Origin of the sequence: Pseudomonas oryzicola (assembly GCF_014269185.2) — a bacterium.
Classification (GTDB): domain Bacteria; phylum Pseudomonadota; class Gammaproteobacteria; order Pseudomonadales; family Pseudomonadaceae; genus Aquipseudomonas; species Aquipseudomonas oryzicola.
Map to the genome: position 1 here is coordinate 2390595 of NZ_JABWRZ020000001.1, position 14866 is coordinate 2405460.

The 14866-nt window shown below is 65.0% G+C and carries 14 protein-coding genes; 9 read left to right on the plus strand and 5 right to left on the minus strand.

The features are described from left to right. The first annotated feature begins 91 nt into the window (after nucleotides 1–91). The 4 genes from HU760_RS10910 to HU760_RS10925 are packed head-to-tail and all read left to right on the plus strand — an operon-like array spanning nucleotide 92 to nucleotide 3498. On the plus strand, nucleotides 92–688 hold the full coding sequence (locus HU760_RS10910) for a paraquat-inducible protein A (RefSeq protein WP_186677131.1): 597 nt from the start codon (nucleotides 92–94) through the stop codon (nucleotides 686–688). Beyond that, nucleotides 685–1329 carry a paraquat-inducible protein A gene (locus HU760_RS10915; RefSeq protein ID WP_186677128.1) on the plus strand — a complete coding sequence of 215 codons (645 nt, stop codon included), beginning with the start codon at nucleotides 685–687 and terminating at the stop codon, nucleotides 1327–1329. Before HU760_RS10910 ends, HU760_RS10915 begins: the two co-directional genes overlap by 4 nt. After that, the gene (locus HU760_RS10920; protein WP_186677125.1) at nucleotides 1313–2953 is read left to right on the plus strand and encodes a PqiB family protein; all 1641 of its coding nucleotides are present in this window, start codon (nucleotides 1313–1315) and stop codon (nucleotides 2951–2953) included. Before HU760_RS10915 ends, HU760_RS10920 begins: the two co-directional genes overlap by 17 nt. Nucleotides 2954–2964: 11 nt before the next feature. Next, nucleotides 2965–3498, plus strand: coding sequence for a PqiC family protein (locus tag HU760_RS10925; RefSeq protein WP_186677115.1), 534 nt, complete (start codon nucleotides 2965–2967; stop codon nucleotides 3496–3498). 210 nt (nucleotides 3499–3708) lie between these two features. Here HU760_RS10925 and HU760_RS10930 read toward each other — a convergent pair whose 3' ends face one another. Next, complete coding sequence (locus HU760_RS10930; protein WP_186677113.1) at nucleotides 3709–5487, minus strand: phosphoethanolamine transferase CptA; 1779 nt, start codon at nucleotides 5485–5487, stop codon at nucleotides 3709–3711. Between the two features lie 155 nt (nucleotides 5488–5642). Here HU760_RS10930 and HU760_RS10935 point away from each other — a divergent pair, with 155 nt between their 5' ends. Next, on the plus strand, nucleotides 5643–5789 hold the full coding sequence (locus HU760_RS10935) for a DUF2986 domain-containing protein (RefSeq protein WP_186677112.1): 147 nt from the start codon (nucleotides 5643–5645) through the stop codon (nucleotides 5787–5789). A 42-nt stretch (nucleotides 5790–5831) separates the two neighbouring features. On the opposite strand, the gene HU760_RS10940 is transcribed toward HU760_RS10935, so the two are convergent. Both HU760_RS10940 and HU760_RS10945 read right to left on the minus strand, forming a co-directional pair. Then, nucleotides 5832–6200, minus strand: a complete 369-nt coding sequence (locus HU760_RS10940; RefSeq protein ID WP_186677468.1) for a hypothetical protein — start codon at nucleotides 6198–6200, stop codon at nucleotides 5832–5834. Nucleotides 6201–6399: 199 nt separating this feature from the next. Then, entirely contained in the window at nucleotides 6400–6984 is a 585-nt protein-coding gene (locus tag HU760_RS10945; protein ID WP_186677111.1) for a biliverdin-producing heme oxygenase, read from the minus strand. Nucleotides 6985–7139: 155 nt separating this feature from the next. Here HU760_RS10945 and HU760_RS10950 point away from each other — a divergent pair, with 155 nt between their 5' ends. Continuing rightward, on the plus strand, nucleotides 7140–7631 hold the full coding sequence (locus tag HU760_RS10950; protein ID WP_186677109.1) for a GNAT family N-acetyltransferase: 492 nt from the start codon (nucleotides 7140–7142) through the stop codon (nucleotides 7629–7631). Nucleotides 7632–7698: 67 nt separating this feature from the next. On the opposite strand, the gene HU760_RS10955 is transcribed toward HU760_RS10950, so the two are convergent. Next, entirely contained in the window at nucleotides 7699–9057 is a 1359-nt protein-coding gene (locus HU760_RS10955) for an 8-oxoguanine deaminase (protein WP_186677107.1), read from the minus strand. Nucleotides 9058–9258: 201 nt separating this feature from the next. Beyond that, nucleotides 9259–10635, minus strand: a complete 1377-nt coding sequence (locus HU760_RS10960) for an APC family permease (protein WP_186677105.1) — start codon at nucleotides 10633–10635, stop codon at nucleotides 9259–9261. A gap of 276 nt (nucleotides 10636–10911) precedes the next feature. Here HU760_RS10960 and HU760_RS10965 point away from each other — a divergent pair, with 276 nt between their 5' ends. The 3 genes from HU760_RS10965 (at nucleotide 10912) to HU760_RS10975 (ending at nucleotide 14838) form a co-directional block, all read left to right on the plus strand. Then, a complete protein-coding gene (locus HU760_RS10965; RefSeq protein WP_186677103.1) occupies nucleotides 10912–11754 on the plus strand; it encodes a helix-turn-helix transcriptional regulator in 843 nt (280 codons plus the stop codon). 42 nt (nucleotides 11755–11796) lie between these two features. After that, nucleotides 11797–13179 carry an aspartate aminotransferase family protein gene (locus HU760_RS10970; protein WP_186677100.1) on the plus strand — a complete coding sequence of 461 codons (1383 nt, stop codon included), beginning with the start codon at nucleotides 11797–11799 and terminating at the stop codon, nucleotides 13177–13179. Nucleotides 13180–13344: 165 nt separating this feature from the next. Beyond that, nucleotides 13345–14838, plus strand: coding sequence for an aldehyde dehydrogenase (locus HU760_RS10975; protein ID WP_186677096.1), 1494 nt, complete (start codon nucleotides 13345–13347; stop codon nucleotides 14836–14838). The last annotated feature ends 28 nt before the right edge of the window (nucleotides 14839–14866 follow it).

Genomic DNA, 14866 nt, shown 5'->3' on the forward strand with positions numbered 1-14866 from the left:
ATGGCAGTTTTGCCCAGATGGGCTAAACCGGATATCAAGCGTTGTTCGCCGGCGCATCCCGGCCTGAACCGGGGCCACGTGTGGAAGCACCATGAGCCAGACCCAGCACCTGATCATCTGCGAATATTGCGACTCGGTGTACCACCGGGCGCCGCTGCTCAAGCATCAGCGGGCCCTGTGCCAGCGCTGTGGCGGCGTGCTGTACCGGTACACCTCGCTGACCGTGCAGCAACGGCTGGCACTGAGCGTGACGGGCGGTATCCTGCTGGTGTTCGCCAACTTCTACCCGGTGATGACCATCGGCATGCAGGGGCTGACTCATTCGGCGACATTGTGGGATTCGGTGCAGATCCTCAGCCACGGCAGCATCACCTTCATCGCCCTGGTCATGGCCTTGTCCATCATCGTGGCGCCGGTGCTGCAGATCGGGCTGTTGTGCTGGCTGCTGGGTTTTGCCCTGGCCGGCCAGCGCGCGCCGGGTTTTGCCGTGTGCATGCGCAGCCTGGAAGGCCTGCGGCCGTGGAGCATGCTGGAAGTGTGCCTGCTGGGGGCGCTGGTGGCGGTGATCAAACTGGCGGGGTTGCTCGAGGTCATCCCCGGCATCGGCCTGTTGGCCCTGGCCGCGCTGAGCATGCTGATCATCCATGTCGCCGGCAAGGACATCCGCGACTTGTGGCAACAGCCATGAACACCCCGGCCAGCGCCGAAGACCTGGGCCTGTGCCTGTGCCATGGCTGTGGCCAGGCCTGCCAACTGGGCAATGGTGCACACACCTGCAGCCGCTGCGGTGCACCCATTCACCGGCGCAAGACCAATGCCATCAGCCGCGGCTGGGCCTTTCTGCTGGCCGCGCTGATTTTCTATATCCCCGCCAACCTGTTGCCGGTGATGCACACCGAGATGCTCGGCAGTGGCAGCGAAAGCACCATTGGCGGCGGGGTAGTGGAGTTCTGGGAGGCCGGGGCGTGGGACATCGCGCTGATCATCTTCATTGCCAGCGTCGGCGTGCCGGCCATCAAGTTCTTCTCGCTCGGCCTGTTGCTGTACACCGCCCAGCGCGGTTCTACCTGGGCCTGCCGGCAACGTTCGCAGCTGTACCGCTTCGTCGAGTTGATCGGTTACTGGTCGATGCTCGATGTGATGGTGGTGGCGCTGGTGGCGGCGTTGGTGCAGCTGCGAGGGCTGGGCACCATCGAGCCGCGGGTGGGCATCCTGTTCTTCGGCATGGTGGTGGTCCTGACCATGCTGTCTGCGATGAGCTTCGATCCACGGCTGATCTGGGATCGCCATGCCAACGAGGGGGACCGGATTGATGGGGCAGCAGACTGACAACCACGATGGCGCCGGGCAGGTCGAGGTACGCACCCGGCGCTGGAACGTGTCGCTGGTATGGATAGTGCCGATCGTGGCGATCTTGATCGGCGCGTCGCTGGTGGTGCGCAACTGGATGCAGCAGGGCCCGGTCATTGCCATTGCCTTCCACACCGGGGAGGGGCTGGTGGCCCACAAGACCCAGGTCAAGTACCGCAGCGTGGTGATTGGTGAAGTCACTACGGTGGAGTTGGCCGACGACAAGAAGAGCGTGGTCGCCAAGGTGCAGTTGTCCAACGATGCCCGCGCCTTCGCCACCCAGGGGGCGCGCTTCTGGGTGGTGCGGCCACGCATCGGGGTCGGCGGCGTTTCCGGGGTGGATACACTGTTTTCGGGCAGTTTCATCGGCGCGGATGCCGGCGAGTCGAACGTGGCGGAAAAGTCGTTTGTCGGCCTGGAACTGCCACCGCCGATCACCTATGACGAAAAAGGCAAGCGCTTTGTGCTCACTGCCAGCGACCTCGGCTCGCTGGATGTCGGCTCATCGATCTACTACCGCAAGATCCCGGTGGGCGAGGTGGTGTCGTTTGCCCTGCAGGGCGATGGCAAGGGCGTGGAGATTGGTGTGTTCGTGCAGGCCCCCTACGACAGCTTCGTCACCGCCGATACGCGTTTCTGGAACGCCAGCGGCGTCGACATGCAGATCGGTGCCAATGGCCTGAAGGTCGATACCGAGTCACTGTCGTCCATCCTGGTGGGCGGGTTGGCTTTTGGCTCGCCCGACTTCGCCCCGCAAGCCGAGCCCGCTGCCGACCAGGCGCGCTTCCAGCTGTTTGCCGACCGGGATACCGCTCTGGCACCGCCCAGTGGCCAGGCGCAGTACCTGCAGTTGCGCTTCGACCAGGCCATGCGCGGCCTGTCGGTGGGCGCGCCGGTGGAGTTCAAGGGCGTGGAATTTGGCCGGGTGACCTCCATCAAGCTCGATTACGATGCTACCCGGCAGGCGTTTCCGGTCGTGGTCGATGCGGTGATCTACCCTCAGCGGCTGGGGCCGGTGCACCGCAAGATGCTCGCTGCGTTCAAGCATAGCGAGGGTGACATGGACGGTGCCCGGCGCCTGATCGGCACCTTCGTCGAACATGGGCTGCGGGCCCAGGCACGCAGTGGCAACCTGATCACTGGGCAGATGTTCATTTCCCTGGACTTCTACCCGGACGCGCCCAAGGTTGCCTTCGACAAGAAGGCCGACCCGATCACCATTCCCACGCTGCCCGGCAGCCTGGAGCAATTGCAGGAACAGCTGCAACGGGTAGTCGAGCGCATCAGCAAACTGCCCTTGGAAAGCATCGCCAGCAACCTCGACGGCAGCCTGCGCGAGCTGCGTGCCAGCCTCAAGCAGTTCAATGGCCAGACGTTGCCGGAGGTGCAGGTGGCGCTGGACGAGATGCACAAGACCCTGCGTACGGCCAACTCGGCGATTGCCGAAGACTCGCCGCAGCGCGAACGGATGGGCGAGACCCTGGACGAACTGGAGCGCATGTCGCGTTCGCTGCGTGACCTTGCCGATTACCTGGGCCGCCACCCCGAATCGCTGATTCGTGGTCGGCCAAAAGCGGCCGGGGCCGCGGGCCTGGAACCTTGAGGAGACAGCCGATGCAACGACTGCGCAATGTATGTGGGGCCGGGCTGCTGGCGCTGCTGTGGGGCTGCAGCACGCCGAACAACTATCACACCTTGGTGCCGAGCGAGCCGCTGCGTGACGGCGGCCAACGCATCCAGGTGGTCAGGGTGGCGGTGCCGCCGCAGGTGGATCGCCCGCAATTGGTGGTACGGCAAGGGCAGAGCGGCCTGGCCATCCTCGAGACGGAATGGTGGGGGGCCAACCTGGTGGATGAATTCCGCAGTGCCCTGCAAGACCAACTGGGCGGGCCGGTGGGTAGCAGCAAGGCGCTGCTGCGCGTGGACGTGCAGCGCTTCGACATGGTGCCGGGGCGCTACGCCTCGCTGGAAGCCCTGTGGCGCCTGAGCCAGCCGGGGCGGGCCGAGCTGACCTGCCGCACCTCGCTGCAAACGCCAGCGGACAACAGCATCGCCAGCCTGGTCAATGCCCACCAGGCCAACCTGCGCAAGCTGGCCGAGGCCGTACGAAGCAGTGCCCGCCAGGGGAGTTGTAGCCAGCCGGCCTGACCGAAGCGAGGTTGAGCTTGTGCAAGCTTCTGTCTTGCTCAAGACCTGGCGGCTTGCCCGGCTTTGCCGGAGCGGGCATGCCCGTGAACACCGGCACAGCCGGTGTCATTCACCGCGTCGTCTGCTTCGCGGATAAATCCGCTCCTACAGGGACCGCGTTAGCTGGACAGGCGTGGCGTTGTGTCGCGAAAGGGGCGCAATTACCCACCGTCAGTTCGGGCCTGCACCGCTCTGCGCTTGGCTGTTACTGACCGTCTGCTGCGCCTGCTCGGCGTTGTCCAGCGGCAGGTGGTCGAATTCGCGCAGGCCATTCTTGCGGTACGGGTCGCCAATCCAGCGCGGTGCCACGACGAACTGCGGGCTCACCAGGCTCTTGGCCGGTTCGTAGCGGTCATAGCTCAGCCCGGCGAGGTCGGACAGGGTGTGGATCAGGTGCGAGCTGCTGTAGGGGCGCTCGGCCATCGCCTGCAAGTCGCGCGGGTGCTCGGCCCGCCAGCTTGGCGAGGTCCACAGCAGGAACGGGATGGTGTACATCGGTCGGGTCGGCGCGCCTTCGTTACGCCCCAGGCGGTCGTGGTTGCCGGAACCGTACACGTCCTCGCCATGGTCGGACAGGTACAGCAGGAAGCCATTGGGGGTGGTGGCCGAATAACGCTTGATCAGGCTTGAGACCACATAGTCGTTGTAGCGCACCGCGTTGTCGTAGAAGTTGTAGGTTTCCACCTGCTCGGGCGTCAGCACGCCGGGGGCGCCCTGGCGGTCGGTGAAGTGCGCGTAGTCGTCCGGGTAGCGGTAGCGATAGTCCATGTGCGTGCCCAGCAGGTGCACGATGATGAACTTGTTCGGCGCCGGGTCTTGCAGGGCCTTCTCGAACGGTGCCAGTACCACGTCATCGTACTGGCTGGCATTCTGGTTACGCTGGTTGTTCAGGTAGACCGGCGCGTCCGTCTGCTGCGAGAAGGTAGTCAGCATGGTATTGCGCTTGGTCATGGTCTGCTGGTTGGTGATCCAGAAAGTCTTGTAGCCGGCCTGCTTCATCAGGTTGATCAGCGACGGATCGGTGAGGAAACGGTCCGGGTTCTGCTCGTCGCCGAAGGTGAGGATCTGCTGCATCACTTCGATGGTATACGGGCGTGGCGACACCACATTGCGGAACACCGTCAGGCCCTCGTCGCTGGCAGCCAGCGCATCGAGGTTGGGCGTGGTGTCGCGGTTGTAGCCGTACAGGTGCATGTGCTCGCGGGTGGTCGATTCGCCCAGCACCAGCACCAGCGTGCGTGGCGCTGTACCGCTGCTGTCTTGCAGGTTCTGCAGGGGCGGCAGTGCAGCGTTGCGGGCCAGCAACTGCTGCATGTTGTCCAGTTGCTGGCGGTACTGGCGGTAGCCGACCAGCAACTGCCAGGGCACGGCCGGCTCCATGCGCTGCTGGACCTTTTCTACGGCGTCGGCAAAGTTGCGCTGCTGGGTGACCATCTGTTTGTAGAACGGGTACACCAGGTTGGCCAGCAGCAACAGGGCGACCACCGGCAGGCGGCTGCGCAGCGGCAGGCGGACCGGGCGCACGCGCTTCCACAGCAACACCGCGACCAGCGTGTACAGCAACAGCGCCAGGCCAAGCCAGGCGCTGAAGTACTGGCTGAAGTACTCACCGGCCTCGGCGGTGTTGGACTCGAACATCACGAAGATCACGCTTTGCGAGAACTCCTGGCGATAGATGCCGAAGTAGCTCAAACCCACCAGCGATGCGGCCCACAGAACCAGGCCGATGGCCGCTGCGGTGGCGCGGGTGAAGCGCGGCAGCAGCAGCACCGGGGCCAGCCACAGGCTGCTGAGGAACAGGGCGTCGCGGAAACCGGCGAAGCCGGTGGTGCCGCTGAACAGCAGCAGTGCCTGGGTCACGCCCGAGAAGTACCAGAAGAACAACAGGAGCCAGCCCAGGCCGGCCCAGTCCACGCGCTTGGGCGAAGAAGGGGATGGAGTATGTGACACGTATGCCTCGTCGTACCGTGGCGGCCCGCGGATCTGTGCGGCGCCGGTAAAGGGCGTGACGCTAATCTGCCGCGTGTGAAAATAACGTCAATGAGGTGTCGACCCAGGCAAGGTATGATGCCTCCAGCCAAACCGCACTGACAGGTCGAACCAGAATGAACCGTCGCAAGAAGATCAAGCAGCTGTTGCAGGCGCATGCCAAGAAGGCCAGCGCGAAACTGGCGCCGCGCAAGCCAAAGTACATTTGCAAGGCCGACCGCTTGAAGATGGAAGCCGAGGCGGCGGCGGATAGCGCCATCTGATGGACCCGCGCGGCCCTTCAGGACCGCGCAGGCTGCCGAGGATCAACGGCGGTAGTAACGATCATCGTCATGGTAGCGTTGGTGCATGGCCCGCTCATGGCGGCGCTCCCAGTCACGGCGGCGTTCCCAGTCGCGGCGATATTCCCAGTCGCGCCGGCGCTCCCAGTCACGTCGGGCCTGCTCGCGGCGCCACTGTTCGCGGCGCCAGTCGCTTCTATGGTCATGCCAGCGGTCGTCATCGTGGGCCAGCAACGTGGCCGGTTGCCCAGCGGCCACACTGGCCAGGTTCGGCCAAGGGCTGCCGGCAGGCTGCGACGCTGATTGCCCGGCCGGGGCAGCCGCAACGGACGCCTTCATGGACGTTGCCGACGCCGTGCCCATTGCCGCCAACGAGAACAGGCCGAGCAACATCCACCTTGCGACATGTATTTTCATGAGCGAAGCCAACCTCTGAGAACAAATTGAGCCATCTGGCCAGCAGGTGGTTGGCGAATCTGTCTCGCGTCCCGCTACCTTTCTGTGCCTCCCACATAGACCGGCAAACGGGAAAAAGTTCGCTGTGGCAACAAGTTGTACAACTTTTGAAACAACCCGATCAGCGGTTGCAGATTCAGGCAAACACTGCTCGCAGATGCGCCTGATAGCTGCCGAACGCAGCGATCGCGCCAGCGACCACCTCGGCTTCTTCCTGCGCATTCAGCGACAGGCCATCCAGCCTGGCGACGAACTGGCGCCAGGGCAACGCCCGGCCCTGTGGAGGCGGCGCCAGGTGGCGGGCACCCAGGTCGGTGTCCAGCCCCAGGCGCTGGGCATGCTTGAGCAGAAACGCAGCCCCAAGGTTCGACCCCTCGCTGCAGTACAGCCAGCCCAGGGCCTGGGCCGGGCTGGCACAGACCTGTCGAGGGGGCGCAGGCACTGGCAGGCCCAAGGCGTCCAGATCGTGCTCGATTGCGGCAAAGCGCGACAGCTGCGCCAGCCCAGGCAGCAGCAGGTTGAGTTGTTCATCGCGGTACAACGCCAGCAGGCTGCCGTGAAAACGATGCTGCACCTGCAGGAAATGGCCGTAGCGCTCGCGAGTTGCGAAAGGTCTGGCGGCCATCACCCGTTGATCGACATCGTCGTGGGCCTGGCTGCTGGCAGCCTTCAAGCGTTTGCAGCGGCCGGGTTCGGTGGGCGGTAGCGGCACTGAGGCCATCGGCATATCCATCGCGAGTGGGCAATGCGCCATGATGCTTGTCATCGGTGACCGCCAGCAAGCACCACGCAACGGGCTTGAGAAAGCTGCCTGCCCAGGTGGGTAGTCATTTACCATGGCGGCCGCTTTGCCCACTATCGTCAAGGAAACCCGTCATGAACACCCCGCAGTTCCGCACCCCAACCGTCGCAGATGCCGAGCGTTGCTACGCCATCGAGATCGGTGCCTATGAAGGGGATGAAGCGGCCACACTGGAGAAGATCCGTACCCGTATCGCGCAGTACCCGCAAGGCTTCCTGGTGCTGGAGCAGGCGGGAGAAATCGTCGGTTTCATCAACAGCGGCTGCGCCCACCAGGTGGTGATGGCCGATGAAGCTTTCAAGGAACTGGTCGGGCACGACCCGCAAGCACCGAACGTGGTGATCATGTCGGTGGTGGTCGACCCGGCGCACCAGGGCAAAGGCTACGCCAGGCGCTTGATGGACGAGTTCGTCACGCGCATGAAGGCCGCGGGCAAGCAGACCATCCACCTGATGTGCAAGCAGCAGCATGTGCCGCTGTACCAGAAGATGGGTTACCAGTATGTGCAGCCATCGCCTTCGGAGCACGGTGGCATGGCCTGGCATGAGATGGTCATGGCCCTCTGAGCATCCGCAGCGGCCAGTGTCACGACAGGCTGCCTGGCAGCCCGGTCGTGACACGCGGCCAGCCTTGCTATCCGCCGCTCACCAGCTGGTGCGCCAGCTGGTTATGGCGCTCGAGCACCCGTGGCAGGTCGACGGTGAGCAGTTGCCCGTCCTGCACCACCACGCGGCCATTGATCACGCTGGTATGCACCTGGGTCGGGGTGCAGAACACCAGCGCCGCCAGCGGGTCATGGTGGCCGCCGGCATAGGCCACGTGGCCCAGGTCGAAGGCGACGAAGTCGGCGACCATGCCGGGGGCGAGGGCGCCGATGTCGTTGCGGTTGAGCACCTTGGCGCCGCCGAGGGTGGCGATTTCCAGCGCTTCGCGCGCGGTCATCGCGTCGGGGCCGAAGCCGACCCGTTGCAGCAGCAAGGCCTGGCGCACTTCACCGATCATGCTGGCGCCGTCGTTGGAGGCCGAACCGTCGACCCCCAGGCCTACCGGCACGCCATGGTCGCGCATCTTGCGTACCGGGGCGATGCCCGAGGCCAGGCGCATGTTCGAGCACGGGCAGTGGGCCACACCGGTGCCGGTGCGGGCGAACAGTTCGATGCCGTGCTGGTCGAGTTGCACACAATGGGCATGCCACACATCGTGGCCGACCCAGCCGAGGTCCTCGGCGTATTCGGCTGGGGTCATGCCGAACTTCTCGCGGCTGTAGGCAATGTCGTTGACGTTTTCGGCCAGGTGGGTGTGCAACGACACGCCGTACTGGCGCGCCAGCACCGCCGCTTCGCGCATCAGGTCGCGGCTGACCGAGAACGGCGAGCACGGCGCCACCACGATGCGGCGCATCGCGCCGTGACCGGCATCGTGGTAGTCCTCGATCAGGCGCTGGGACTCCTTGAGGATGTCGGCTTCCCTTTCCACCACCGCGTCAGGCGGCAGGCCGCCCTGGCTGCGGCCCACGCTCATGCTGCCGCGGGCGGCGTGGAAGCGCATGCCGATCTCGTCGGCGGCGTGAATGCTGTCGTCGAGCTTGCAGCCGTTGGGGTAGATGTACAGGTGGTCACTGGAGGTGGTGCAGCCGGACAGGAGCAGTTCCGCCATGGCGGTCTGGGTCGACACCGCGATCATCTCGGGGGTCAGGCGTGCCCAGATCGGGTACAGGTTGCCCAGCCAGTTGAACAGCTCGCCGTCCTGGGCCGCCGGCACCACGCGGGTGAGGCTCTGGTACATGTGGTGGTGGGTGTTGACCAGGCCAGGGATGACCACCTTGCCGGCCATGTCCAGCACCACGTCGGCATGCTGGGGCAGGGTGTCGCTGGGGCCGACCTGACGGATCAGGTTGTCTTCGATGAACAGGCCGCCGTTGCTGATCTCGCGGCGTTCGCCGTCCATGGTGACCAGCAGGGCGGCGTTTTTTACCAATAGCGTCTTGGGCATAGCATGTGCCTGCGCAATACCCAGCGACGATTGTCGCTGTCGTAGGCGCTGCAACATGTAAACAGAGTTTTTCTGGATTGTATACATCCTCCAGGCCTGGGGCCTGCGCGCTCCTTGTGGGAGCGGGTTTACCCGCGAAGGGCGACACGGTGAATGGCACCGGTTCACGCCGCTGCTACAGGGATCGCGCAGGCGTATTTGTCACTCGGCCATCTGCAACTCCGGCAGCTTCACCCGGAACGCCCGGGTCAGCCCGAGCAGTACCACCAGGCCCACGCCCATCCAGCACAGGCCGATGCTGAACGACAGGTGGGTCAGGCTGCTCCACAGCCACAGCGTGCTGAGAAAGCCCAGGCCAGGCACGACGCCATACAGCAGATAGTTACGCACCCCGCGCAAGCGGCGGTCGACCAGGTAGTGCTTGACCACTGCCAGGTTCACCGCCGAGAAGGCGAACAACGCGCCAAAGCTGATCATGTTGGCCACGGTGTCGAGGGTGATCACCAGGGCGACCAGCGACAGCAGGCTGACCAGCACGATGGCCGCCGCCGGCACGCGCTTTTTCGTCAGCAGCTGGCCGAATGCCCGCGGCAGTGCGCCGTCGCGGCCCATGGCGAACAGCACCCGCGACACGCTGGCCTGGGACACCATGGCCGAGGCGAAGCAGCCCGCCACATAGGTGGCTGTGAAGGCGGTCACCAGCAGTTCACCGCCCACCCGCCGCATCACGTCCACCGACGCCGAATCGGGGTCGGCAAAGTTGCCCCAGTCGGGGAACACCATCTGCGCGCAGTACGACACCACCAGGAACAGCAGGCCGCCGATCAGCGACACCGCGAGGATTGCCATGGGGATGCGGTAGGTCGGGTTGCTGGTTTCCTCGGCCATGGTCGACACCGCATCGAAGCCCAGAAACGACAGGCACAGCACGGCGGCGCCGGTCATGATCAGGGGCACGCTGAAGCCGTCGTGATGGAAGGGCGCCAGCAGCGATAGCGGTTCGGCCTGGTGACCGAGGTTGCGTATCGACAGAGCGACGAACACCACGATGAACACCAGCTGCAGCACTACCAGCAGCCAGTTGACCCGGGTGATGGATTCGATGCCGATCAGGTTGAGGAAGGTCACCAGGGCAATCGAGCCCAGCACCCACACCCAGGCAGGAATGGCCGGGAAATATTCCGCCATGTAGATGCCGATCAGCAGGTAGCTGAGCAATGGCAGGAAGATGTAGTCGAGCAGCAGCGTCCAGCCGGTGATGAAGCCGATGTGGCTGCCGAACGCCTTGCGCGTGTAGGTATACACCGACCCGGAATAGGGGTGGGCCTGGACCATGCGCCCATAGCTGTAGGCGGTCAGCAGCATGGCGGCGAGGGTGAGCAGGTAGGCGGTGGGCAGGTGCCCCTTGGTCATCTGGGTAACCAGCCCGTAGGTGGTGAACACGGCCAGTGGCACCATGTAGGCCAGGCCGAACAGGATCAGGGCGGTCATGCCCATGGACGTGCGGAAGCGCCCGGTGGGGGCTGGGGACGAGGCATGCGCGGCGGGGAAATGGGCTGTACTTGTTGTTGTATGCATTGCTAACTCCTGGAAAGGGATGCAGGACACCGCAGCAGGCGAGAGGGCTCGCTGCCGGTGGGCGTTGTGCAAGGAGGTCGAGCGCGGGGCTCGCAGCGTGGGGCGGATTGATGCTCCCACACCCCGCAGGTACCCGGAATCACCCTTTGGGGTGAGCCGGACGAGGCGCGCAGGCGCTCACCCCAAAGGGTGATTTCGATGCAGGCGCCGCCATGGGAGTATCTGCCCAACAACGCACCGCACTGTGGCGGTGCCCTACGCTATGGCAGGCCCACCGTGACCCATCGATTGCTTACACAACAGTGGTTCGAGCACCAGGCCAAGGTCACCGAGGCCATCGGCCGCTCGGGCTTTGCTGCCAGCCTGTTCGCCGCACTGGGCGTGATCCACCCGATCCAGGCGACCACGGTGTACCTCTACCCGCACCACGGCATGCCCAGCGCATTGTTCGAGCAGGACGACAAGGCACCCTGGCAGCCCGAAGGCAATGTCAGCCGCTACCTGTCGGGCTTCTACCTGCTCGACCCGTTCTACGGTGCTTGCGTGGAGCAGCTCGAGTCTGGCTGCTATGGCCTGTTCGACGTGGCGCCGGACCATTTCGAGGTGAGCGAGTACTACCAGTCGTTCTACCGCCATTCGCACCTGCGGGATGAGCTGAACTACATCCTGCAGCTTGTGCCCGGGCACAGCCTGGCCGTGTCGCTGGCCTTCACCGACAAGCTCGATGGGCACAGCCGCGCACTGTTCGGCTGCATTACGCCGTGGGTGCTGGCGGTGCTCGGCAGGCACTTCGCCGGGCTCGACAGCCGTGCCGGGCGCTTCGAGAACATCCTTGAGCAGCGCATCCATGCGGCCTTGAACAATTTCGGCAGCTCATTGCTCACCGAGCGCGAGTGCCGCATCGCCCAACTGATCCTGCGGGGCCACTCCACCAAGTCGCTGGCCGAACGCCTGGGCGTGTCGGAAGACACCATCAAGTCGCACCGCAAGAACGTCTACGCCAAGCTCGACATCGGCACCCAGTCCGAGCTGTTTTCCCTGTTCATCGACGCCTTGGCCAATGCCCAGGGCGTGCTGGGCAAGGACCCGCTGGAAAGCTACATGGGCAAGCTGCGCTGAGCGCCGGCAGCCCTGCACCCCCACCGCAAAGGAAAACCAACAATGAATGCGCCTTTCGCCCCGCAACGCCAGACCCGCGACTACCAGGCTTCCGACGCCGCGCACCACATCCATGCCTTCCTCGACCAGAAAGCGCTGAACGCCGAAGGGCCGCGGGTGATCGTCGGGGGAGAACGCCTGCACCTGTGGGACAGCGAGGGCAAGCGCTACCTCGATGGCATGTCCGGCCTGTGGTGCACCCAGCTCGGCTATGGCCGTCGCGACCTGACCGCCGCTGCTGCCACGCAGATGGACCAGCTGGCCTACTACAACATGTTCTTCCACACCACCCACCCGGCGGTGATCGAACTGTCCGAACTGTTGTTCAGCCTGCTGCCGGCGCATTACAGCCACGCGATCTACACCAACTCCGGCTCCGAGGCCAACGAGGTGCTGATCCGCACCGTGCGCCGCTACTGGCAGGTGGTCGGCCAACCGGCCAAGAAGATCATGATCGGCCGCTGGAACGGCTACCACGGCTCGACCCTGGCCGCCACGGCGCTGGGTGGCATGAAGTTCATGCACGAAATGGGCGGGCTGATCCCGGACGTGGCGCACATCGACGAACCGTACTGGTACGCCGAAGGCGGCGACCTGAGCCCGGCCGAGTTCGGCCGCCGCTGTGCCTTGCAGCTGGAGGAAAAGATCCTCGAACTGGGTGCCGAGAACGTCGCCGGTTTTGTCGCCGAACCGTTCCAGGGCGCCGGCGGCATGATCTTCCCGCCGGAGAGCTACTGGCCCGAGATCCAGCGCATCTGCCGCCAGTACGACGTGCTGCTGTGTGCCGACGAAGTGATCGGTGGTTTTGGCCGCACCGGTGAATGGTTCGCCCATGAGTACTTCGGCTTCGAGCCCGACACCCTGTCGATCGCCAAGGGCCTGACCAGCGGCTACGTGCCCATGGGCGGCCTGGTGCTGAGCAAGCGTATCGCCGAAGCGCTGGTGGAGCGGGGCGGGGTATTTGCCCACGGCCTGACCTATTCCGGCCACCCGGTGGCGGCGGCGGTGGCCATCGCCAACCTGAAAGCGCTGCGTGACGAAGGCATCGTGCGCCAGGTCAGGGACGACACTGGGCCGTACCTGCAGCGCATCCTGCGCGAAGTGTTCGCCGACCACCCGTTGATCGGCCAGGTGCAGGGCGCCGGCCTGGTGGCGGCGCTGCAGTTCGCCGAGCACAAGCCGACGCGCAAGCGCTTTGCCAACGAGAACGACCTGGCCTGGCAATGCCGCACCTTCGGTTTCGAGCAAGGGGTGATCATTCGCTCGACCCTGGGCCGGATGATCATGGCCCCGGCCCTGGTCGCCAACCACAGCGAGCTGGATGAGCTGGTGGAAAAGACCCGCATCGCCGTGGACCGCACGGCGCGCCTGGTCGGCAAGTTCTGAACCGCTGGTAAGGGCACCACATTTCCCTGTGGGAGCGGACGAGCCCGCGAACACCGGCGAAGCCGGTGCCATTCATCGCAGCGCCTGATTCGCCGGCACGCCCGCTCCCATAGAAATTGCGTAGCTCTTGTGAAAACGCTGCTCCAACCGTAACCAGGAGTACAAATGTACACCCTCGAATTCTGGCAACAACGCGCCTCGGGCCTGCATCTCCCGGCCCAGGCGCTGATCGACGGCAAGCCCGCCAACGCCCAGGACGGCGCCACCTTCGCCGCCATCAACCCCGCCACCAACGCCGTGCTGGCACAGGTTGCCGCTTGCGGCCAGGCCGAAGTGGACCTGGCCGTCGCCAGCGCCCGCCGCGCCTTCGAACATGGCCCGTGGCCGCGCATGGCGCCGGTCGAGCGCAAGAAGGTCCTGCTGCGCCTGGCCGAGCTGATCATGGCCCATCGCGAAGAACTGGCCCTGCTGGACTCGCTGAACATGGGCAAGCCGGTCATGGACGCCTGCAACCTCGACGTGCCGGGCTCGGCGCAGGTGTTCGCCTGGTATGGCGAGGCACTGGACAAGCTGTACGACCAGGTGGCACCCACCGCACCCAACGCGTTGGCCACCATTACCCGTGAGGCCCTGGGGGTTGTCGCTGCGGTAGTGCCGTGGAATTTCCCGCTCGACATGGCCGCGTGGAAGCTCGCCCCGGCGCTGGCCGCCGGCAACAGCGTGGTCCTCAAGCCGGCCGAGCAGTCACCGTTCTCGGCCCTGCGCCTGGGCGAGCTGGCGTTGCAGGCCGGCCTGCCGGAAGGTGTGCTGAACGTGCTGCCGGGCCTGGGCGAGCAGGCCGGACGGGCGCTGGGCCTGCACCCGGACGTGGATTGCCTGGTGTTCACCGGTTCCACCCAGGTGGGCAAGTACTTCATGCAGTATTCGGCGCAGTCCAACCTCAAGCAGGTATGGCTGGAGTGCGGTGGCAAGAGCCCCAACCTGGTGTTCGACAGCTGCCAGGACCTGGACCTCGCCGCGGAACGGGCCGCATTCGGCATCTTCTTCAATCAGGGTGAGGTGTGCTCGGCCAACTCGCGGCTGTATGTGCAGCGTTCCATCCATGACGCATTCATCGAGCGCCTGCAGGCCAAGGCCCGCCAGTGGCTGCCGGGTAATCCGCTGGACCCGGCGAGCCGGGCCGGTGCGATTGTCGATGCGCAACAGACTGGCCGGATCGAGGCGGCCATCGCCCGCGCAGGGCAGGACGGCGCACGGCGGGTGTGCGGGGGCCGGCGCCTGACGATCGACGGTTCGGACAATTACATCGAGCCGACCATTTTCGCCGGTGTCGAGGGCCACATGAGCCTGGCACGGGAGGAGGTGTTCGGGCCGGTGCTGGCGGTCAGCGTGTTCGACACCGAGGAGCAGGCCGTGCACCTGGCCAATGACAGCATCTACGGCCTGGCGGCGTCGCTGTGGAGCGATGACTTCAATCAGGTCCACCGCGTGGCGCGGGCGCTGAAGGCCGGCACGGTGTCGGTGAACACGGTCGATGCGCTGGATGTGGCGGTGCCGTTCGGCGGTGGCAAGCAGTCCGGGTTTGGTCGCGACCTGTCGCTGCATGCGTTCGACAAGTATTCGCAGCTCAAGACCACCTGGTATCAACTGCGCGCCTGATGCCGGTTGACCGATCGCGGCTGCCTTA